Raw genomic sequence first — 17,448 nt, 5'->3', positions numbered from 1 at the left:
AAAAATTCAGTTGATATAACTTGTTGTTTTTTATTGATTTGGTTTGGGTGAGTAATGTTTATTCTTAGTGCGGTTTACGCACTGTAATAATTAGTAGGGGATATTTTTAATATAATGTAAAGCGATATTATTTAAATCTGCTTAATATTCATTTAAGTTAGGGTAACGTTTTTGATATAAGATATATTATATCACTTGAACAATAAAATATATTCTTGTGCGGGGTTAAAACTCTGCTATCACGCGAAATAATAACGTTAAGGTGAGAGTAAATAACATGATTTATTTTCATTGGGCTACAACGTCAGGATGATTTTGCGCCAGCAAAAAAATTACGGGGACAATGAATAAAAATCGTCAGTCGGGCGTTTACTGACGTCACTCCCTTCTTACCCTGGAGCTTTATATGAACACGACCTCGTTCCGTTTGATCCCGGTGCTGATTTTTTCCCTGCTGTCCCCACTGGCGCTGGCGATGGGCAATAATAGTACCGAGAGTAAAACGCCCGACTGTCCTGCCGGACAGGTGTATGACAGCGCTACTCAGAAATGCGTGCCGGACAAAAGCAGCAGCCTCAGCGACCAGGACAAAACCAACTATGCGTACCATCTCGCGAAGAAAGGCGAGTACCAGGCGGCGCTCAATCTGCTTAATTCGCTGAAAAATGGCAATACGGCTGAAGCGTGGAACTATCGCGGGTTCGCCACGCGCAAACTGGGCCGCACGGACGAAGGGATTGGTTACTACCAGCGTGCGCTGGCGATCGCCCCGGATTATGCCAAAGCCCGGGAGTATCTCGGTGAAGCGTGGATGGTGAAAGGACGCCCGGACCTCGCGAAAGAACAGCTGAAGGTGATTGCCGGTATTTGTGGCCAGTCCTGCGAGGAGTACCGTGACCTGCAGGCGGCCATCAACGGACATCCGGAATCCTGATTTTCTCGTGGAGGGAAACCCCATCGCAACCCGTGAGGTTCGTCAACAGCTCGCCGCATACCTGCCGCGCCTCTGGCGCTATGGGCTGGTGTTGTCGCGAAACAGAGATATCGCCGAAGAGCTGGTTCAGTCCACCTGCGTCCGTGCGCTTGAAAGAAGCAGCCAGTATACGCCGGGTACGCGTATCGACAGGTGGCTGTTCGCGATCCTGCACTCCATCTGGATCTCTGAGCTTCGGGCACGACACGTTCGACAGGGGCAGGGATTTGTTGCCAGCGACGAGCTGCTGGCGCCGGACACCCGCGAACAGAATGAGACGCGCCTGCATTACCTGAAGGTGATGCAGCGCGTTAACGCGCTGCCTGAAGCCCAGCGCAATGCGGTATTTTTGGTTTATGTCGAAGGCTTTACCTACCAGGAGGCGGCGGAGACCCTGGCGGTGCCGATCGGTACCGTGATGAGCCGGCTGGCGACGGCGCGTGCTCGGCTTGCCAGATCCGCTGACATACTGCCTCCGGTAAAGGAGAAACGCTCTTGAACGCGTACCGTTTTACACCGCCCTATAACGACGACGCCATCGTGGCCTGGATAGATGGCGAGATGTGCCGCGCCGACGCGCAGCAATTTGAAGAACAGATGAAAAGTGACGAACGCCTCTCCGGGCGAACCGCCGAACTGATGAAAAGCAGCGAGGATTTCGTCGGGGCGTTTGCCTCCCTGCTGGATGACGCGCCTCTGGAGACGATGAAAGCGCGTCTGGAAGAGATTCCCGATCCACAATCCTCCACGCCGTCTGGCGTCAGCAGGCGGGCGCTGATTGCCGCATCGGTCAGTTTTTTGATGGTCGGCTCCGGGCTGGGCTACCTGCTGCGGCCCGCTTCCGCGCCAGCGGATGAGAATGCCCATATTCGCGACCTCGAAGCGCAATATATGTCCCTGTACAGCGTCGAGACGCTGCTGGATATGGACAACGCAACGCCGGTCCTGCAGCGCGGGCTGGAGCGGGCCGCGCAGGATATCGGCATGAAGCTGCACATGTCGCAGCTTGTCCTGCAGGGGGCAGAGCTGAAAATGGTGCGCATGCTGCGCTATGAAACCACCACGATTGCGCAGATTGCCTGGATCAACGCCGACTACGGGCCGATGGCGCTCTGTATCTCTCCCGTAGATGAGAAGACGACGACCTCTCTCCGCCAGGAGCAGCGGCACGGCATGAACCTGGCGTGGTGGCAGGAGACGGGCTTCCAGTTTGTTCTTATTGGCCGCAACCCGTCGTCTCACCTGCGGGGAAACGCGGAGCAGCTGCGGCGGCTCATCTCAGGATGACGGCACGCTCTTCGTCTTAATCGCAATGGCGATGGCAATACGATCGTCCACGACCAGCGCAAACTTATCCATCCCGTAGGACGCGCGCGAGATCGCAGTCGTGGCATCCAGCGTGAGGGCCTGCGCGTGCGGGTCTTTCACGATGGCCTCCAGGATCACCGGGCGGGCGATGTTGCGCACGGTCAGCGTACCGAACACCCTGAACCGCCCGTCCCCCTGGGCGACCACGCGAGAGCTGATGAACTCGATGGTCGGGTAGTGCTCCGCATCAAAAAACATGTCGCTTTTTAATTGCCAGGTGAGCAGCTTGTTAGAGGCCACCAGGGTTGCCACAGGAATGGTGACATGAATATGGTCGTCGACGTCGTTTTCCGGATTGAGCGTCACTGCACCCGTCACGCCGCTGAACGTCGCCCATGAGAGGATGCCGCCGAAGGCATGCCACGAGAGCCGAATGGCGGTGTCATCGGTGTCGATAAGGTAGCTTTTTGGGGCGGCATGCAGGGAAGGGCATAACAGCAGAACGGTCAGAAAGGCCAAAAGGCGATACATCGTGGTTTCTCCGATAAGTGCGCACTGCGTAAACGCCCGAGGTGCTAATTATATTCGAAGAAATAAAAAAGGCCGCAAGCGCGACCTTTTTGTGAGCATAAATACTTACTCAGTGACTTTCTTTTCCAGCTCGCTGGCACCTTCTTTGGTTTTGTTCCAGCCTTTCTCAGCGCCTTCTTTGGTGGCATCCCACCCTTTCTCGGTGCCTTCTTTGGTTTTATGCCAGGCTTTCTGGGAATCTTCGCTCACTTTGCTGCCCAGGCTCTCGCTCTTGCCTTCCGCTGCATGCTTCTGTTTCAGCTTCAGCTCTTCACCTTTGTTCTGCTCTTCGTGCAGTTTTTGCTTCGCCTCGTTGGCGTTTGCGTTCGCCGCAGCGACGGTATCGTCAGTTGCATGTGTGGTCGCAGCAAATACTGGAGAAGCCAGCAGAACGGCAGATAATGCGATAATTGTTTTTTTCATAATATCCTCATTTAACGTTTCGGTTATGAGCGTGATTCAGCATGGCACAGGCGAAGCGGGATGGCTTTAGGAAAAAACTGTAATGAGATCAATGTGCCCTGATGTGAGGTATTTCGCCTGAGGATTATCCAAAGGATAAAAAGCCTATTTCCGCGAGGGCGGCGAGGGTCAGGAGAATGAATATTATGACGGTTATGGGTCTGTACATGATGGGATTCCTTCCGGGTTGAGCGGCTATTCCGTAGCGCTGGGTGGTGTGGGTAATTTTGCACAGGAGGGAGGGAGAGGGTGTTGATATTTGTCAATGTCAGGGGGTTAACAATATCAACTACTGGCCCGTTGGTCGGTTTTTTTTTGCAAAGATCACGATATACTGGCTCTGATTAGAAGGAGAGGAATGTCATGGCGATAACAGAAGAAGCGTTGCTTAGGTCGGGTTTCACAAAAGAAGAGCTGCAAAAGCTTAAACGTTATGTGGATACTCAGCATTCGACGCTGGATATTTTGCTTCCTGCGCTTTCAAATCGGTTTAAAGGGACAATCATTCTTTCCGTCGTACTTACGGTTCTGTTCATCCTGGCGGTATGCTTTGCTTCCCGAGAGAATATCATCTCATCAGGCATTGCTGTAGTGTTTATCTTTGGTATCTTCTGTTGGATGACTCCCCTCAAATTAACGTATAAAGCCTGGCGTTTTAAGCGGGATTATTATCAATAGACAGCAAGTCAAAAACAATTTTTGCGTTTATGCCATATCCGATGATTTTCATGGTGAGTTTTGGCCGACTCATAGAGTCCATTTTTCTGTAAAAATCAGAGCGCATAAAATAAAAAAGACGCCAGGAACCCGGTTTGCGAAGTAAGCCGAATACGCCGTACGCATTTGCAGCAAGGCTTACCGTTTTATACGCAGCCAGACCAGTCTCACCGCGAAATCCCATAAACTCTGCAACCGATATTGCTGTGTCAGCGACAAATCCCTGTGAATCAGGTTTGTTCAGTAATTGATTATTCACTTCTCTGGATACGGTATTAGCCGCATCAATCACCAGTGTGGCACCTAACAACACACCGACAGGCGTCATCGAGCTCGCAAGGAGTAATCCACCTGCGGCTTGTAACCCAGCAAAAACAACCTGTACAGCGGAAATGACATAGCCAACAACTTTATTGTTTTCCTTAATGAACTCAACCCTTGCATAAAGCTGCGCTGCTTTCGTTCTGAGCAGGCGATCTTGTTCAAGAAGATTTTCGTTCTCTGCCCTGAGATTTTTTATATAGGAAATTCCTTCTTCGTCGGATTTCGCTCTGCGGGCAAGAGAAAATTGCTCAGTGATAAAAGACTTAATGTCTTCCATAAACTGAATTCTGGTGAGCCCATCCTTGAGATGGTCAGCAGCTACCCTATTTGCAGTATTAATGAGTTTACGTGCTTCCAGATTAATCATGGTCGCTGACCATGCGTTTGTCTGTTGTCCTGTAAGCAGTGAGATGTCCATATATATCCTCATGAACGCGTTATGCCAGCACCGGCCAAAAGCATATAACAATGTTTACTCGTTTGCATACGTTCTTGCAGAGCAAGGGCTACGCAGAGGGCCGTGTCATAATCTCATAAGGACTGCTTTGTTGCCTTTACTGGTACGACTATGTTAGTCAGATATCCGAGTAATCGACGATGGTCAGAAATGTCTCCGAATTTACAGGGCAATATAACGCATCGGGAGAACCCTCTCAGGACATTATTGTTCCTGCAAAAAATATCTGGCCTGCCTATAAACAGCGCGATACTCTGTAATGCTTTGTCTTTTTTGTGAACAGGAAAAAGTATGCTTAGTACGTTACCCGATTTACACAGAAGTTTTGCAGAGCAACTCAAGCTTAAATTTCAGGCTGATTCGCGGATTCACTCCCTTCTCGCTGGCGGCTCGCTTGTTCATGGCGGGTTCGATAAATACTCCGATCTCGATTTTGTCGTTGTGGTAGACCCTCTCTATTATGACGAAATCATGGCTCAGCGTATTGTGTTCGCCGGAACACTGGGTCACCTGCTCCATGCTTTCACCGGGGAACATGTGGGAGAGCCTCGTCTGCTTATCTGCCTGTATGGCCCCGAACTTCTTCATGTCGATCTGAAATTTGTCACCCTCGAAATGCTCACTCAACGCGTTGAGGAGCCAGCGGTGTTATTTACCCGTGATAACCAGGCTCTGGAGCGCCAGCTGGCAAAATTTAGCGCTCACTGGCCCAACATGACGCCGGAGTGGTTTGAGTCCCGAGCCTGGATCTGGCTTCATTACGCGGTCGTGAAGCTGGAAAGGGGAGAACTCTTTGAAGCGATAGGCATGCTGGCATTCTTCCGGGAGCAAGTGCTGGGGCCGATGCTATACCGTCGAGCAAATCTACCGCAACGTGGGGTTCGCCGCATCGAATTCCTCAGCATTGATCCTGATGCCCTGCTGACTTCGACGCTGGCAACGCACGATCGTGATTCCGTTAGCATGGCCATCAGAAAGGCTGTTGATGCTTATATCACTCTGCGGGCTGATGCGCTGCCGGAAAATATCGCAGACGATGCGGCACGTTGGGCGGTTATTGCCATGCTCGAAGCCAGAACCTGACCTTAAAAGGTTTGGTCTGTTCCGCACCCATGTTCAGACGACGTTTGCTAAAAAATGGTCGTCTGAATTTCGGTTGTGAGGTTCTTCCTGAGTGCTTAGATTCATTTTCAATCTATCGAGAGGATATGAATATGAACTTTGCAGAACGCCACTATCAGCATGAGCCTCTTCTTATTGCCAACGTCTGGGATGCCGCCAGTGCTGCCGCAGCGCAAAAAGCAGGCTATCAGGTTCTGGGAACGTCCAGTGCAGCTATAGCGTCCACACTGGGATATGACGACGGGCAGGGAATGCCGTTTGATGAGTTGTTTTATATGGTCACCCGGATCCGGGCTGCCAACAGCCTGCCATTGAGCGTTGACATGGAAGCAGGGTATGGTGATTCAGCCGAAGAGATAGCAGGCAATCTGCGGCGCCTTGCTCAGACAGGCATTGCAGGCGTTAACCTCGAAGACAGCCGAGTCATAAACGGGGTTCGTCAGCTTGACGATGCCTCTGATTTTTCCCGTAACCTGAGAACAGTGTGCGATACGCTGAGAAGCGAAAATTACAGCCTGTTTCTGAACATCCGGACTGACACGTACCTGCTCGGACATGAAGACGCGTTGCAGGAGACGATATCACGGGGTCAACGCTATAAAGCCGCAGGTGCTGACGGCCTTTTTGTTCCCTGCCTGACGTCAGAGAAAGACATCAGCCTCATTGCAGAGGCAGCGGGTCTGCCCCTGAATGTCATGTGTATGCCCGATCTTCCTTCATTCGACAGGCTGAAACGGGCCGGGGTAAGCCGCATTTCAATGGGCAATTTTGTTCATTCTGCGATGCAGTCAACGCTGACTGATATCATGCATGCGATCCGATCTCGTCAGACGTTTGAAGGACTTTTTGGTGATGAAAATAACCGATAAGAATTTATGCGATATCTGGTATCAGGCATTACTTGAACGTGCTTCAGAATATACTGGCGTGTTTTTTGTTGGCGTCAAAACCACTGGCGTATTCTGCATTTCGGTATGCCGGGCGCGAAAGCCCAAACGCGAAAATGTCGAATTTTATAAAGATGCCAAATCTGCCCTGGCGGACGGCTTTCGTCCCTGTAAGGTCTGCAGGCCCGCTGAAAATGCGCACAGCGCGCCATTATTCGTTGAGCAGGCGCTTGCGCTTGTCAGGCGCGATATCAAATCCCGTGTAGCAGACGCGGAGCTTCGTCAGCATGGCATCAGCCCGGAGCGGGTAAGGCGCTGGTTCCTGCAACATCATGGCATCACTTTTCAGGCTTTCCAGCGAATGCAGCGGGTGAACGTTGCCCTGCAGGAGCTGAAACGTGGGCGCGCGGCGACTGATGTTGCGCTGGACAATGGCTATGAATCCTTGAGCGGGTTTGGTTATACCTACAAGCGTCTTACTGGCGCAGCGCCGACTCAGGCAACCCAGGTGATAGTCATTCACCGGTTTACCACGACGCTTGGTCCGATGTTTGTCTGCGCGACAGAGCGGGGAGTCTGTCTGCTGGAGTTTACCGATCGCCGGATGCTAGAAACAGAATTTCGCGATATCCAGCGTTTATTTAACGCCAGAATTGTCACCGGAGAAAACAGCCATACCCGGCAGACGGTAAAAGAGATCGGCGAATATTTTGCCGGAACGCGCCGACAGTTTGATCTCGCTTTAGATGCTCCGGGCAGTGATTTTCTACAATCCGTCTGGCATGCATTGCGTGCTGTTCCCTATGGACAGACCTCACATTATCAGGCCATTTCACTACGGCTTAATAAGCCCAATGCTGTGCGCGCCGTCGCTGCAGCTAACGGTGCCAACCGGATTGCGATTGTGATCCCCTGTCACAGGATAATTGGAAAAGATGGCGCGATGACAGGTTACGGAGGGGGGATTTCACGCAAAGAATGGCTTATTGAGCATGAGAGAAACAATGTTTAATGGCGTGATGTTGCTGTGTCGCCGGGAGATTTTATGGACTTCCCGGGAGAAATTGAGGGCACAAAAAAGCCCGCAGGGCTTGCGCCGTGCGGGCTCTTAGGACTTCATCGGATGACTCTGGTAATCACCGATGGAGAATTTTGGTGGAGCTGGCGGGAGTTGAACCCGCGTCCGAAATTTCTACATCCTCGGTACTACATGCTTAGTTTGTCTTTACATTCGCACGCCAGCTGCGGACAGACACGCCACTAACGAACTAGCCTGATTAGTTTTAACGCTTCAACCCCAGGCAGGGCTTCCACGCGATCTCTTTTGGGTTTGACCTCTCTTTGATCCCCGTCTTAAGAGCGGAAGCTAGGGAGAGAGGGCTCAGAGCAGGTTATTAAGCTGCTAAAGCGTAGTTTTCGTCGTTTGCGACTATTTTTTTGCGGCTTTTAACGAGGCAAACCGCCCCTCGGCATGCACCTTGGGTTTCGCAAATCCCGTCGAATCCAGAATCAGCCCCAATAGTGTTGAACTGAGTATACCAGATTTCACTTCCTGGATACCAGCCCGGAACGCTAACTTATTGAATAGTACAATAAGTGTGCAGAATCAACGTCCTGCGTTTTTCATAATGCGCGCTTTGTCCAACTGCCACTCGCGCTCTTTCAGGTCTGTACGTTTGTCGTGCTGTTTTTTACCCTTCGCGACGCCAACTTTCACTTTGCACCAGGCGTTTTTCCAGTACAGCGACAGGGCGACCACGGTGAAACCTTCACGGTTGATGCGTCCGTAGAGGGATTCCAGCTCACGCTTGTTCAGCAGCAATTTGCGCGTGCGCGTTGGGTCACACACGTAGTGTGAAGAGGCGACGGTTAGCGGCGTAAAGTTCGCGCCGAACAGGAAGGCTTCGCCATCTTTCAGGATCACGTAGCTATCGCCGATGTTGGCTTTCCCGGCGCGCAGCGATTTTACTTCCCAGCCCTGCAACGCAAGGCCAGCTTCGAATTCTTCTTCAATAAAATACTCGTGGCGAGCACGCTTGTTGAGCGCAATGGTCGCCGAGCCTGGTTTATGTGCTTTTTTCTTCGTCATAAGTGTCGTAAAGCCGTCGGTAATCTGATTTCAAAAAGTCACCTCATTGCGTCCCGTGAGGTCTAACGCGCTATCTTAGCACGAGATGAGGCTTAGCGTTTTTTTAACAGGTGATAAATGTTATTATTTGTCCGTTGTGTGACCATGGGAAATGCTATGCCTCAGATTAGCCGTACTGCGCTTGTGCCTTACAGCGCGGAACAAATGTATCAGTTAGTGAACGATGTTCAGTCTTATCCAGAATTTATTCCGGGATGCACCGGGAGCCGCGTTCTGGAGTCCGGTCCGACGCAGATGACCGCGGCGGTGGATGTCTCCAAAGCGGGGATCAGCAAGACGTTCACCACCCGCAATACGCTGACCAGCAATCAGAGTATTTTGATGCATCTGGTGGATGGTCCGTTTAAAACCCTGATGGGGGGCTGGAAGTTTACACCGCTGAGCGCTGACGCCTGTCGCATCGAGTTCCAGCTGGACTTTGAATTTACCAATAAGCTGATTGAGCTGGCGTTTGGCCGCATCTTTAAAGAGCTGGCGTCGAATATGGTTCAGGCGTTCACCACTCGCGCCAAAGAGGTTTACAGTGTCGCATAAAATTGCTGTAGAAGTGGTGTACGCGCTGCCGGAGAAGCAGTATCTGCAGCGCGTGATGCTGGAAGAGGGTGCGACCGTTGAGGCGGCTATCCGCGCGTCCGGCATACTTGAGCTTCGCAGCGATATCGACCTGGCGAAGAACAAGGTCGGGATTTACAGCCGTCCGGTGAAGCTGGGTGATGTGCTGAAAGAGGGTGACCGGGTGGAGATTTATCGTCCGCTGATTGCCGACCCGAAAGAGCTGCGTCGTCAGCGTGCGGAGAAAGCGGGTAAGTAGCTCTTTCTCCCCCGGTGGCGCTTCGCTAACCGGGGCTACGATTCTGCGTAAGAATTCAGATACAAAAAAGGTGCTCAATGAGCACCTTTTTGCATTTCTGACTTCTGATTATTTGGTCAGGGCAGGCTTGTTGTCGATGTTGGTCAACACACCGGCGCTGCTGAAGGTCAGCGTCAGGGTCTGCTGGGTCGCATCTTCGTGGCCCGGCTTTTGACGGAATACATAGAACCAGGTGTTAGTGCCGAACGGATCGGACATCATCGGGGTTCCCAGTGTATAAGCGACCTGCTGTTGTGTCATCCCAACGCGGATTTTGGACACATCGTTAGGGGTAAGGTAGTTCCCCTGGTTGATGTCAGGACGGTAAACCACTTTCTCCAGAGTGGAACAGCCTGCGGTCAACATCAGAAGAACCGCTGCGGCAGCGGTCAGCATTTTACAACGCATAGTGATTTGATTCCTTTTCGGGCCCGAGCAGAACGCGGCTCATATGTAATATGCCGATGATAATAGACCTTGCCCCACTTTGAAACCGGTCTGGCGGCGTTTTTGTTGTTCTGTATGACCCTGAGATCCCGAAAAAGTTTATGCCGCCAGCAGTTCTTTCGCGTTCGCGAGCGTGTTACGCGTGACTTCGCTGCCGCCGAGCAGGCGTGCCAGCTCCTGCAGACGCGCACGTTTATCCAGCGGCTTCATGTGCGTTTCGGTCATTTCACCGTCGGTTTCTTTGCTGACGATAAAGTGATGATGACCACAGCCCGCAACCTGCGGCAGGTGGGTGACACACATCACCTGCGTTGATTCGCCGAGCTGGCGCAGCAGTTTACCCACCACCGCCGCCGTTGGGCCGCTGATGCCGACATCCACTTCATCGAAAATCAGCGCCGGTGTTTCCATTTTACGCGCGGTGATCACCTGAATCGCCAGCGCAATACGCGACAGTTCACCGCCGGAGGCCACTTTGGAGATAGCCTGCAGCGGCTGCCCCGGGTTGGTAGTGACGCGGAACTCGATGCGGTCCGCACCTTCCGCCGTCAGGTGGTTCTCTTCAAAGCGGACATCAATGGTGAATACACCGTGCGGCATCGCCAGCGTGTGCATGCTGTCGGTGATGTGCTGGCTTAGCTCCTGGGCGTAATGCTGACGGATTTCATGCAGCTTTTGTGCTGTCGCCAGCGCCTGTTCATGGTGCAGATTCACCGCCAGAGAGAGGGTTTCCTGCGAGTCAGCCTGATCGTCAAGCTGTTGCTGTTCTTCCAGCAGAGCCTGATAGTAGCCCGGCAGCTCTTCCGGCGTGACGTGGTGCTTGCGCGCCAGTGAAATCTGACGGGAGATACGCTGCTCCAGCTCAAACAGACGGTTAGGGTCGAGATCCAGACGCTCACAGTAGTGGCGCAGTTCGTCACTGGCTTCGGAGATCTGAATCGCCGCTTCTTCCAGCATATCCAGAACGCCAGAAAGCTTGCTGTCCATGCCGACCAGTTCGGTAATCAGCTGGCGGACGTTATAAAGCTGGCCTTGCAGATTCACGTCTTCGCCATCCGCCAGCAGGTTGAGCGCATTCTGGCTGGTGGAGAGCAGGTGGCCGCTGTTCGCCAGGCGCTTGTACTCTTCGTCGATTTGCTCAAACTCACCCGGCTGCGGGTTGAATTCGTTTAGCTCTTTAAGCTGGTACGCCAGCAGCTCCGCACGTGCAGCGCGCTCCTGGCTTTGCTGCTGGTGCTGCGCAAGTTCACGGCAGCTCTGATGCCACTGGCGATAGTGCTCTGCCATAAGCTGAGTAAGCGCGTACTCACCCGCATAGCCATCCAGCAGCGCTTTCTGCTGTTCAGGTTTGACGAGTTGCTGATGCGCGTGCTGGCCGTGGATCTGGATAAGCAGCTGGCCGAGTTCGCGAAGCTGGGAGAGCGGAACCGCCGTACCGTTGATAAAGCCACGTGAACGACCGTCGCTGCTGATCACGCGGCGTAGTAAACACTCACGTCCATCTTCGAGCTGGTTCTGCTCCAGCCAGCGCTGGGCGGCAGGGGTGTCTTTCAGGGAGAAACGGGCGCACAGGTCGGCACGGTTTGCGCCCATGCGCACCATGTCGCCTTCTGCGCGGCCGCCAAGGCACAAGCCGAGGGCATCAATGGCAATGGATTTACCCGCACCGGTTTCCCCGGTGATCGCCGTCATGCCGCTGTGGAAATCGATCTCAAGCTCACGAACAATGGCAAAGTTGCTGATGGTCAGTTGTGCCAGCATAATTGTTTTCCTGTATGAAAAACCATAACTGTGTTTTCATACAGTATAAACTGGTTTTTTATACAGTAAAGTACTGGATGCAAAATCAGAACAATTTTTTTGACCAGCCAAGCTTCGAGCTCAATGTGTTGAAATAGCTGTAATCTTTCGGATGAATCAAATTCAGGTGGTAATCACACCGGCGAATAAGAACATCTTCACCTTCCTGGATCGGCAGCGCTATCTGGCTGTCGCAGCTGATCTCCAGGTCGTTACGGCGGTGCGAGAAGCGCAGACGTATCGTGCTGTCGCCGTTGATGACCAGCGGGCGGGCGGAGAGCGTGTGCGGGAACATCGGCACCAGGGTGATGGCATCCAGCGAAGGCGTAAGGATCGGGCCGCCGGCAGAAAGCGAGTATGCAGTTGAGCCGGTCGGGGTGGAGATAATCAGTCCGTCAGAACGCTGGGAGAAGGCAAAGATTTCGTCGATATAGACTTCGAACTCGATCATGTGCGCCACTTTACCGGGGTGAAGGACCACCTCGTTAATCGCGGTGCTGATGCGCTTCTGGCAGTCCTGCTGGCACACCTGCGCTTCCAGTAAAAAGCGTTTTTCACTTATATAGTGGCCTTCCAGCACGTCTGCCAGCTGCTGTTGCGCATTGTCCGGGTCGAGGTCGGTTAAAAAACCGAGATTGCCACGGTTGATGCCAATAACCTTAATGTCATAGCGCGCCAGCGTGCGGGCCGCGCCGAGCATGTTGCCGTCGCCGCCCACTACCACTGCGAGATCGGCCTGTTGGCCTATCTCCGCCAGCGTGCCGGTTTTGACGCTCTTCAGCTGCAGCTCCTGAGCAATCTGCTGCTCGACCATCACTTCATAGCCTTTGCTACACAACCAGCGATACAACATTTCATGTGTCGTTAGTGCGGTAGGGTGACGCGGATGCCCGACGATCCCAATACACCTGAAATGATTATTCATTTTCTGGAGGTCCTTGTGCCTGATGAATGATGACAATCTGTCTTGTTCCCTTGAATCCCGGAAACTGATCCCCATAATAAGCGAAGTTAGCGAGATGAATGCAGAAAAACGCGGAGAAATTCATGAGTAGTAAAGAACAGAAAACGCCTGAGGGGCAAGCCCCTGAAGAAATTATCACGGAACAGCACGATGAAGTTGAGGCTGTAGAGCCAGACGCATCTGCTGAGCAGGTGGACCCGCGCGATGAAAAAATTGCGAATCTGGAAGCCCAGCTGGTAGAAGCACAGAATCGCGAACGCGATGGTGTTCTGCGCATCAAGGCGGAAATGGAAAACCTGCGTCGCCGTACCGAGCAGGACGTAGAGAAGGCGCATAAATTTGCGCTGGAGAAATTCGTCAACGAACTGCTGCCGGTGATTGATAGCCTCGATCGCGCGCTGGAAGTGGCTGACAAAGCGAATCCAGACAACGCCGCAATGATCGAAGGTATCGAACTGACGCTGAAATCCATGCTCGACGTGGTGCGTAAGTTTGGCGTGGAAGTGATTGCCGAAACCAACGTTCCGCTGGATCCAAACGTTCACCAGGCGATTGCGATGGTGGAGTCAGAAGAGGTGGAAGCCGGTAAAGTGCTGGGCGTGATGCAGAAAGGTTACACCCTGAACGGCCGTACCATTCGCGCGGCGATGGTGACCGTGGCGAAAGCGAAAGCGTAATTCGCTATCCGTAGTGCCGGGTGGCGGCGTTCGCCTCACCCGGCCTACAGCCTTACTCCGCGATGCTTTCGCGCAGGGGTTTAACGGGCAGGACTTTCACCTGCTTAATCATATTGTCCTGCACGTCCAGGATATCAATATCGTACTGCTCAATGCGCACCCGCGTGCCCGCCGCCGGGATCTCTTCCAGCGCTTCCAGAATCATCCCGTTAATGGTCCGAGCCTCATCTTCCGGCAAATGCCAGTTAAAGGCTTTGTTGAGTTCACGAATGTTCGCGCTACCGTCAATCAGCACCGAGCCGTCGTTTTGCGGGGTAACCTCTTCCGCGAGGGAAGGCGACATTGAGGTGGTAAAGTCCCCGACAATCTCTTCCAGAATATCTTCGACCGTCACCAGCCCCTGGATATCGCCGTACTCGTTGACCACCAGGCCGACCTTCTTCTTGTTGCGCTGGAATTTCACCAGCTGCGTGCTGAGCGGCGTTCCTTCCGGCACGTAGTAAATTTCGTCGGCGGCGCGCAGCATCACCTCTTTGGTAAACTCTTTTTTCTCGGTCATCAGACGGTAGGCTTCGCGCACGCGGAGCATGCTGATGGCGTCATCCAGCGAGTCGCGGTACAGCACAATCCGCCCGTGCGGGGAGTGCGTCAGCTGGCGAACGATGGCTTTCCAGTCGTCGTTGATGTCGATACCGACGATTTCGTTACGCGGCACCATGATGTCATTCACGCTCACCTTTTCCAGATCCAGCACCGACAGGAGCATGTCCTGATTGCGCCGGGAGATCTGCGAGCGGGATTCATGCACGATGGTGCGCAGCTCTTCTTTGCTGAGCGCGCTGCTGATGGTGACATCGGCTTTGATCCCCACCATCCGCATCAGGACGCGCGTCACCATGTTCAGCAGCCAGACCAGCGGCATCATCAGGATCTGCAGCGGTGCCAGCAGGAAGCTGCTCGGGTAAGCGACCTTCTCCGGGTAAAGCGCGGCGATGGTTTTCGGCAGCACTTCGGCAAACACCAGCACCACGAACGTCAGCACGCCGGTGGCAATCGCTACCCCGGCGTTGCCGTACAGGCGCATCCCGACGATGGTGCCGAGGGCAGAGGCCAGAATGTTGACGAGGTTGTTGCCGATGAGCACCAGGCTTATCAGGCGATCCGGCTTGCGAAGCAGCTTTTCAACGCGACGGGCGGCGCGGTTACCCTGTTTAGCACGATGCCGTAACCGGTAGCGGTTTAAGGTCATCATGCCGGTTTCCGAGCCGGAGAAATAGGCGGAGATGACCACCATGACGATCAGCGTAACGATCAGCGTGGTGGTAGAGATGTGTTCCAGGGGGAACTCCTTTTGTTACTTAGCCAGCAAATTGCTGTATGAAGCGGCTGCCAAAATAGGCAAGGGTGAGAATGCCCGCACCCGCGACGTTGAACCAGACCACGCGACGACCGCGCCAGCCTTCATGATAATGGCCCCATAACAGGACAATATAGACAAACCACGCGATGATGGAGAGCACTGCTTTATCAATATTCTCCACGCTGAACAGGTTCTTCATGTAAAACAGGCCCGTGCAGAGCGTCAGCGTCAGCAGCACCACGCCCACCTGGGTGATGTGGAACATCTTACGCTCAATGACCATCAGCGGCGGCATCTCGTGGTTAAACGCCAGCTTTTTGTTTTTCAGCTGGTAGTCAATCCAGGCGAGCTGCATGGCGTAAAGCGCGGCGATGATCAGCGTCGCGTAGGCAAAGAGCGACAGGCCGATATGCACCAGCATCCCCTGGGTGGCCTCCAGATGCGTAATGAATTCATTAGGCATAAAGGTGGCGAGGGCCAGATTGATCAGCGCGAAGGTGTAGACAATCGGCAGCAGCAGCCAGCCGCGATTTTTAGACGCGACGATGGTCATTACCGTACAGATCATCAGGCTGACCAGCGAGCCGACGTTGAGGACGCTCAGGTTTTGCACGCTGCCGTCGCCGGGGATGATGCGTGATTCCAGCGCAAAGGCGTGGCTAATCAGTGCGATCACCGCCGAGAGAATAGCCATGCGCCGCCAGCCGCTGTTTTTTTGCAGCAGTCCGGGAATGATCAGCGCGAGGCTGACAGAGTAGGCAACAAGGGCGATCAGTGCGAAAACAGGCATATAGGCATCGACAGTTGTCTTAATAAGAAAGAGAAGCAGTATAACGTTACGTGACGCCTGCTCCAACCGTTGCATAACAACAAAGGCGCCTTCATGTTATACTCCGGCAAAATTCTGTGTATGTGTCGCCCATGGCGGCCCAACGTTTCTACTCAGGCGAGAGACAATGTTTGATAATTTAACCGATCGTTTGTCGCGCACGCTGCGCAACATCAGCGGCCGCGGACGCCTTACTGAAGAGAACATCAAGGAAACGCTGCGCGAAGTGCGCATGGCGCTGCTGGAAGCTGACGTCGCGTTGCCGGTTGTTCGTGATTTTATCAACCGCGTTAAAGAGAAAGCGGTTGGTCATGAAGTTAACAAGAGCCTGACCCCGGGTCAGGAGTTCGTCAAAATCGTTCGTAATGAACTGGTTTCGGCGATGGGCGAAGAGAACCAGGTGCTTAACCTGGCCGCTCAGCCACCGGCCGTGGTGCTGATGGCGGGCCTGCAGGGTGCGGGTAAAACCACCAGCGTCGGTAAGCTCGGTAAATTCCTGCGCGAAAAGCACAAGAAGAAAGTGCTGGTGGTCTCTGCGGACGTCTATCGCCCGGCGGCGATCAAACAGCTGGAAACCCTGGCCGAGCAGGTCGGCGTAGATTTCTTCCCGTCCGACGTGGCGCAGAAGCCTGTCGACATCGTTAACGCCGCGCTGAAAGAGGCGAAGCTGAAATTCTACGACGTGCTGCTGGTGGATACCGCCGGTCGTCTGCACGTTGACGAAGCGATGATGGACGAGATCAAGCAGGTACATGCCTCTATCAACCCGGTAGAGACTCTGTTTGTTGTTGACGCCATGACCGGTCAGGATGCGGCGAATACCGCGAAAGCGTTTAACGAAGCGCTGCCGTTAACCGGCGTGGTGCTGACCAAAGTGGACGGTGACGCCCGCGGCGGTGCGGCCCTCTCGATTCGTCACATCACCGGCAAGCCGATCAAATTCCTTGGCGTGGGCGAGAAAACCGAGGCGCTGGAGCCGTTCCACCCGGATCGTATCGCCTCCCGTATCCTCGGCATGGGCGACGTGCTGTCGCTGATCGAAGATATCGAGAGCAAGGTTGACCGCGCGCAGGCCGAGAAGCTGGCCAGCAAGCTGAAAAAAGGCGACGGTTTCGATCTCACCGACTTCCTTGAGCAGCTGCGTCAGATGAAAAACATGGGCGGCATGGCCAGCCTGATGGGCAAACTGCCGGGCATGGGCCAGATCCCTGACAACGTGAAAGCGCAGATGGATGACAAGGTGCTGGTGCGTATGGAGGCAATCATCAACTCGATGACGCTGAAAGAGCGCGCTAACCCGGACATCATCAAAGGTTCCCGTAAACGCCGTATCGCAGCCGGTTGCGGCATGCAGGTGCAGGACGTTAACCGCCTTCTGAAACAGTTTGACGACATGCAGCGCATGATGAAGAAAATGAAGAAAGGCGGCATGGCGAAGATGATGCGCGGGATGAAAGGGATGATGCCTCCCGGTTTTCCAGGGCGTTAATCGCTTTTGAGATTGCTTTTTGCCCGAAAATGAGTAAAATTTTCGGGCTTTTAATATGACACC

General features: G+C 53.4%; 20 protein-coding genes and 1 other RNA gene. 11 read left to right on the top strand and 10 right to left on the bottom strand.

Translation table 11 applies throughout. The features are described from left to right. Window positions 1-406: 406 nt before the first annotated feature. Genes V1587_RS19450 through V1587_RS19440 form a run of 3 tightly spaced genes read left to right on the top strand, consistent with a single transcriptional unit; the run spans window position 407 to window position 2,260 of the window. Window positions 407-934 carry a tetratricopeptide repeat protein gene (locus tag V1587_RS19450; protein ID WP_251894928.1) on the top strand — a complete coding sequence of 176 codons (528 nt, stop codon included), beginning with the start codon at window positions 407-409 and terminating at the stop codon, window positions 932-934. 7 nt (window positions 935-941) lie between these two features. Further along, complete coding sequence (locus V1587_RS19445) at window positions 942-1,472, top strand: RNA polymerase sigma factor (protein WP_371897996.1); 531 nt, start codon at window positions 942-944, stop codon at window positions 1,470-1,472. After that, window positions 1,469-2,260, top strand: a complete 792-nt coding sequence (locus tag V1587_RS19440; RefSeq protein WP_371897997.1) for an anti-sigma factor — start codon at window positions 1,469-1,471, stop codon at window positions 2,258-2,260. Before V1587_RS19445 ends, V1587_RS19440 begins: the two co-directional genes overlap by 4 nt. On the opposite strand, the gene V1587_RS19435 is transcribed toward V1587_RS19440, so the two are convergent. Both V1587_RS19435 and V1587_RS19430 read right to left on the bottom strand, forming a co-directional pair. Continuing rightward, window positions 2,252-2,812: a YceI family protein gene (locus V1587_RS19435; RefSeq protein ID WP_395314460.1), complete on the bottom strand. Its 561-nt coding sequence runs from the start codon at window positions 2,810-2,812 to the stop codon at window positions 2,252-2,254. The two genes, V1587_RS19440 and V1587_RS19435, sit on opposite strands and share 9 nt — an antisense overlap. A 105-nt stretch (window positions 2,813-2,917) precedes the next feature. Next, the gene (locus tag V1587_RS19430; RefSeq protein WP_023333137.1) at window positions 2,918-3,274 is read right to left on the bottom strand and encodes a hypothetical protein; all 357 of its coding nucleotides are present in this window, start codon (window positions 3,272-3,274) and stop codon (window positions 2,918-2,920) included. Window positions 3,275-3,676: 402 nt separating this feature from the next. Here V1587_RS19430 and V1587_RS19425 point away from each other — a divergent pair, with 402 nt between their 5' ends. Then, on the top strand, window positions 3,677-3,991 hold the full coding sequence (locus V1587_RS19425) for a hypothetical protein (RefSeq protein ID WP_371897999.1): 315 nt from the start codon (window positions 3,677-3,679) through the stop codon (window positions 3,989-3,991). Here the strand turns inward: V1587_RS19425 and V1587_RS19420 are convergent. After that, a complete protein-coding gene (locus V1587_RS19420) occupies window positions 3,969-4,772 on the bottom strand; it encodes a DUF4225 domain-containing protein (protein ID WP_371898000.1) in 804 nt (267 codons plus the stop codon). The two genes, V1587_RS19425 and V1587_RS19420, sit on opposite strands and share 23 nt — an antisense overlap. A gap of 330 nt (window positions 4,773-5,102) precedes the next feature. On the opposite strand from V1587_RS19420, the gene V1587_RS19415 reads away from it, so the two are divergent. The 3 genes from V1587_RS19415 (at window position 5,103) to V1587_RS19405 (ending at window position 7,832) form a co-directional block, all read left to right on the top strand. Then, complete coding sequence (locus V1587_RS19415; protein WP_371898001.1) at window positions 5,103-5,894, top strand: nucleotidyltransferase domain-containing protein; 792 nt, start codon at window positions 5,103-5,105, stop codon at window positions 5,892-5,894. A 131-nt stretch (window positions 5,895-6,025) separates the two neighbouring features. Continuing rightward, window positions 6,026-6,802 (top strand): isocitrate lyase/phosphoenolpyruvate mutase family protein, encoded by a 777-nt coding sequence (locus V1587_RS19410; RefSeq protein WP_371898002.1) that lies wholly within the window; start codon window positions 6,026-6,028, stop codon window positions 6,800-6,802. After that, window positions 6,786-7,832 carry a bifunctional transcriptional activator/DNA repair enzyme AdaA gene (locus tag V1587_RS19405; RefSeq protein WP_371898030.1) on the top strand — a complete coding sequence of 349 codons (1,047 nt, stop codon included), beginning with the start codon at window positions 6,786-6,788 and terminating at the stop codon, window positions 7,830-7,832. The genes V1587_RS19410 and V1587_RS19405 overlap by 17 nt, the downstream gene beginning before the upstream one ends. 141 nt (window positions 7,833-7,973) lie before the next feature. Here the strand turns inward: V1587_RS19405 and ssrA are convergent. Together ssrA and smpB are read right to left on the bottom strand one after the other, a co-directional pair. Continuing rightward, window positions 7,974-8,337, bottom strand: a transfer-messenger RNA (tmRNA) gene (gene ssrA, locus V1587_RS19400). An 89-nt stretch (window positions 8,338-8,426) separates the two neighbouring features. Beyond that, window positions 8,427-8,909 carry an SsrA-binding protein SmpB gene (gene smpB, locus V1587_RS19395; RefSeq protein ID WP_008502505.1) on the bottom strand — a complete coding sequence of 161 codons (483 nt, stop codon included), beginning with the start codon at window positions 8,907-8,909 and terminating at the stop codon, window positions 8,427-8,429. A 156-nt stretch (window positions 8,910-9,065) separates the two neighbouring features. Between smpB and V1587_RS19390 the strand changes: the two genes are divergently transcribed. After that, a complete protein-coding gene (locus tag V1587_RS19390; protein ID WP_024908332.1) occupies window positions 9,066-9,503 on the top strand; it encodes a type II toxin-antitoxin system RatA family toxin in 438 nt (145 codons plus the stop codon). Beyond that, window positions 9,493-9,780: an RnfH family protein gene (locus V1587_RS19385; protein ID WP_134347257.1), complete on the top strand. Its 288-nt coding sequence runs from the start codon at window positions 9,493-9,495 to the stop codon at window positions 9,778-9,780. Before V1587_RS19390 ends, V1587_RS19385 begins: the two co-directional genes overlap by 11 nt. Window positions 9,781-9,888: 108 nt before the next feature. On the opposite strand, the gene bamE is transcribed toward V1587_RS19385, so the two are convergent. The 3 genes from bamE to nadK form a co-directional block, all read right to left on the bottom strand. Beyond that, the gene (gene bamE / locus V1587_RS19380) at window positions 9,889-10,227 is read right to left on the bottom strand and encodes an outer membrane protein assembly factor BamE (RefSeq protein ID WP_023308883.1); all 339 of its coding nucleotides are present in this window, start codon (window positions 10,225-10,227) and stop codon (window positions 9,889-9,891) included. A 138-nt stretch (window positions 10,228-10,365) separates the two neighbouring features. Continuing rightward, window positions 10,366-12,027: a DNA repair protein RecN gene (recN, locus tag V1587_RS19375; RefSeq protein ID WP_371898004.1), complete on the bottom strand. Its 1,662-nt coding sequence runs from the start codon at window positions 12,025-12,027 to the stop codon at window positions 10,366-10,368. 85 nt (window positions 12,028-12,112) lie between these two features. Continuing rightward, window positions 12,113-12,991, bottom strand: a complete 879-nt coding sequence (gene nadK, locus V1587_RS19370) for an NAD(+) kinase (RefSeq protein ID WP_008502500.1) — start codon at window positions 12,989-12,991, stop codon at window positions 12,113-12,115. 122 nt (window positions 12,992-13,113) lie between these two features. Between nadK and grpE the strand changes: the two genes are divergently transcribed. Then, window positions 13,114-13,707: a nucleotide exchange factor GrpE gene (grpE, locus tag V1587_RS19365; RefSeq protein ID WP_371898005.1), complete on the top strand. Its 594-nt coding sequence runs from the start codon at window positions 13,114-13,116 to the stop codon at window positions 13,705-13,707. A gap of 52 nt (window positions 13,708-13,759) precedes the next feature. On the opposite strand, the gene V1587_RS19360 is transcribed toward grpE, so the two are convergent. Both V1587_RS19360 and V1587_RS19355 read right to left on the bottom strand, forming a co-directional pair. Further along, window positions 13,760-15,046: an HlyC/CorC family transporter gene (locus V1587_RS19360; protein WP_032646908.1), complete on the bottom strand. Its 1,287-nt coding sequence runs from the start codon at window positions 15,044-15,046 to the stop codon at window positions 13,760-13,762. 19 nt (window positions 15,047-15,065) lie between these two features. Next, on the bottom strand, window positions 15,066-15,857 hold the full coding sequence (locus tag V1587_RS19355; protein ID WP_395314459.1) for an inner membrane protein YpjD: 792 nt from the start codon (window positions 15,855-15,857) through the stop codon (window positions 15,066-15,068). A 166-nt stretch (window positions 15,858-16,023) separates the two neighbouring features. On the opposite strand from V1587_RS19355, the gene ffh reads away from it, so the two are divergent. Further along, the gene (gene ffh / locus V1587_RS19350; RefSeq protein WP_014884878.1) at window positions 16,024-17,385 is read left to right on the top strand and encodes a signal recognition particle protein; all 1,362 of its coding nucleotides are present in this window, start codon (window positions 16,024-16,026) and stop codon (window positions 17,383-17,385) included. The last annotated feature ends 63 nt before the right edge of the window (window positions 17,386-17,448 follow it).

Source organism: Enterobacter sp. ECC-249, assembly GCF_043965265.1.
Lineage (GTDB): Bacteria > Pseudomonadota > Gammaproteobacteria > Enterobacterales > Enterobacteriaceae > Enterobacter > Enterobacter quasiroggenkampii.
The sequence above is the reverse complement of the archived record's forward strand: the minus strand, read 5'-3'. Positions and strand labels throughout refer to the sequence as shown.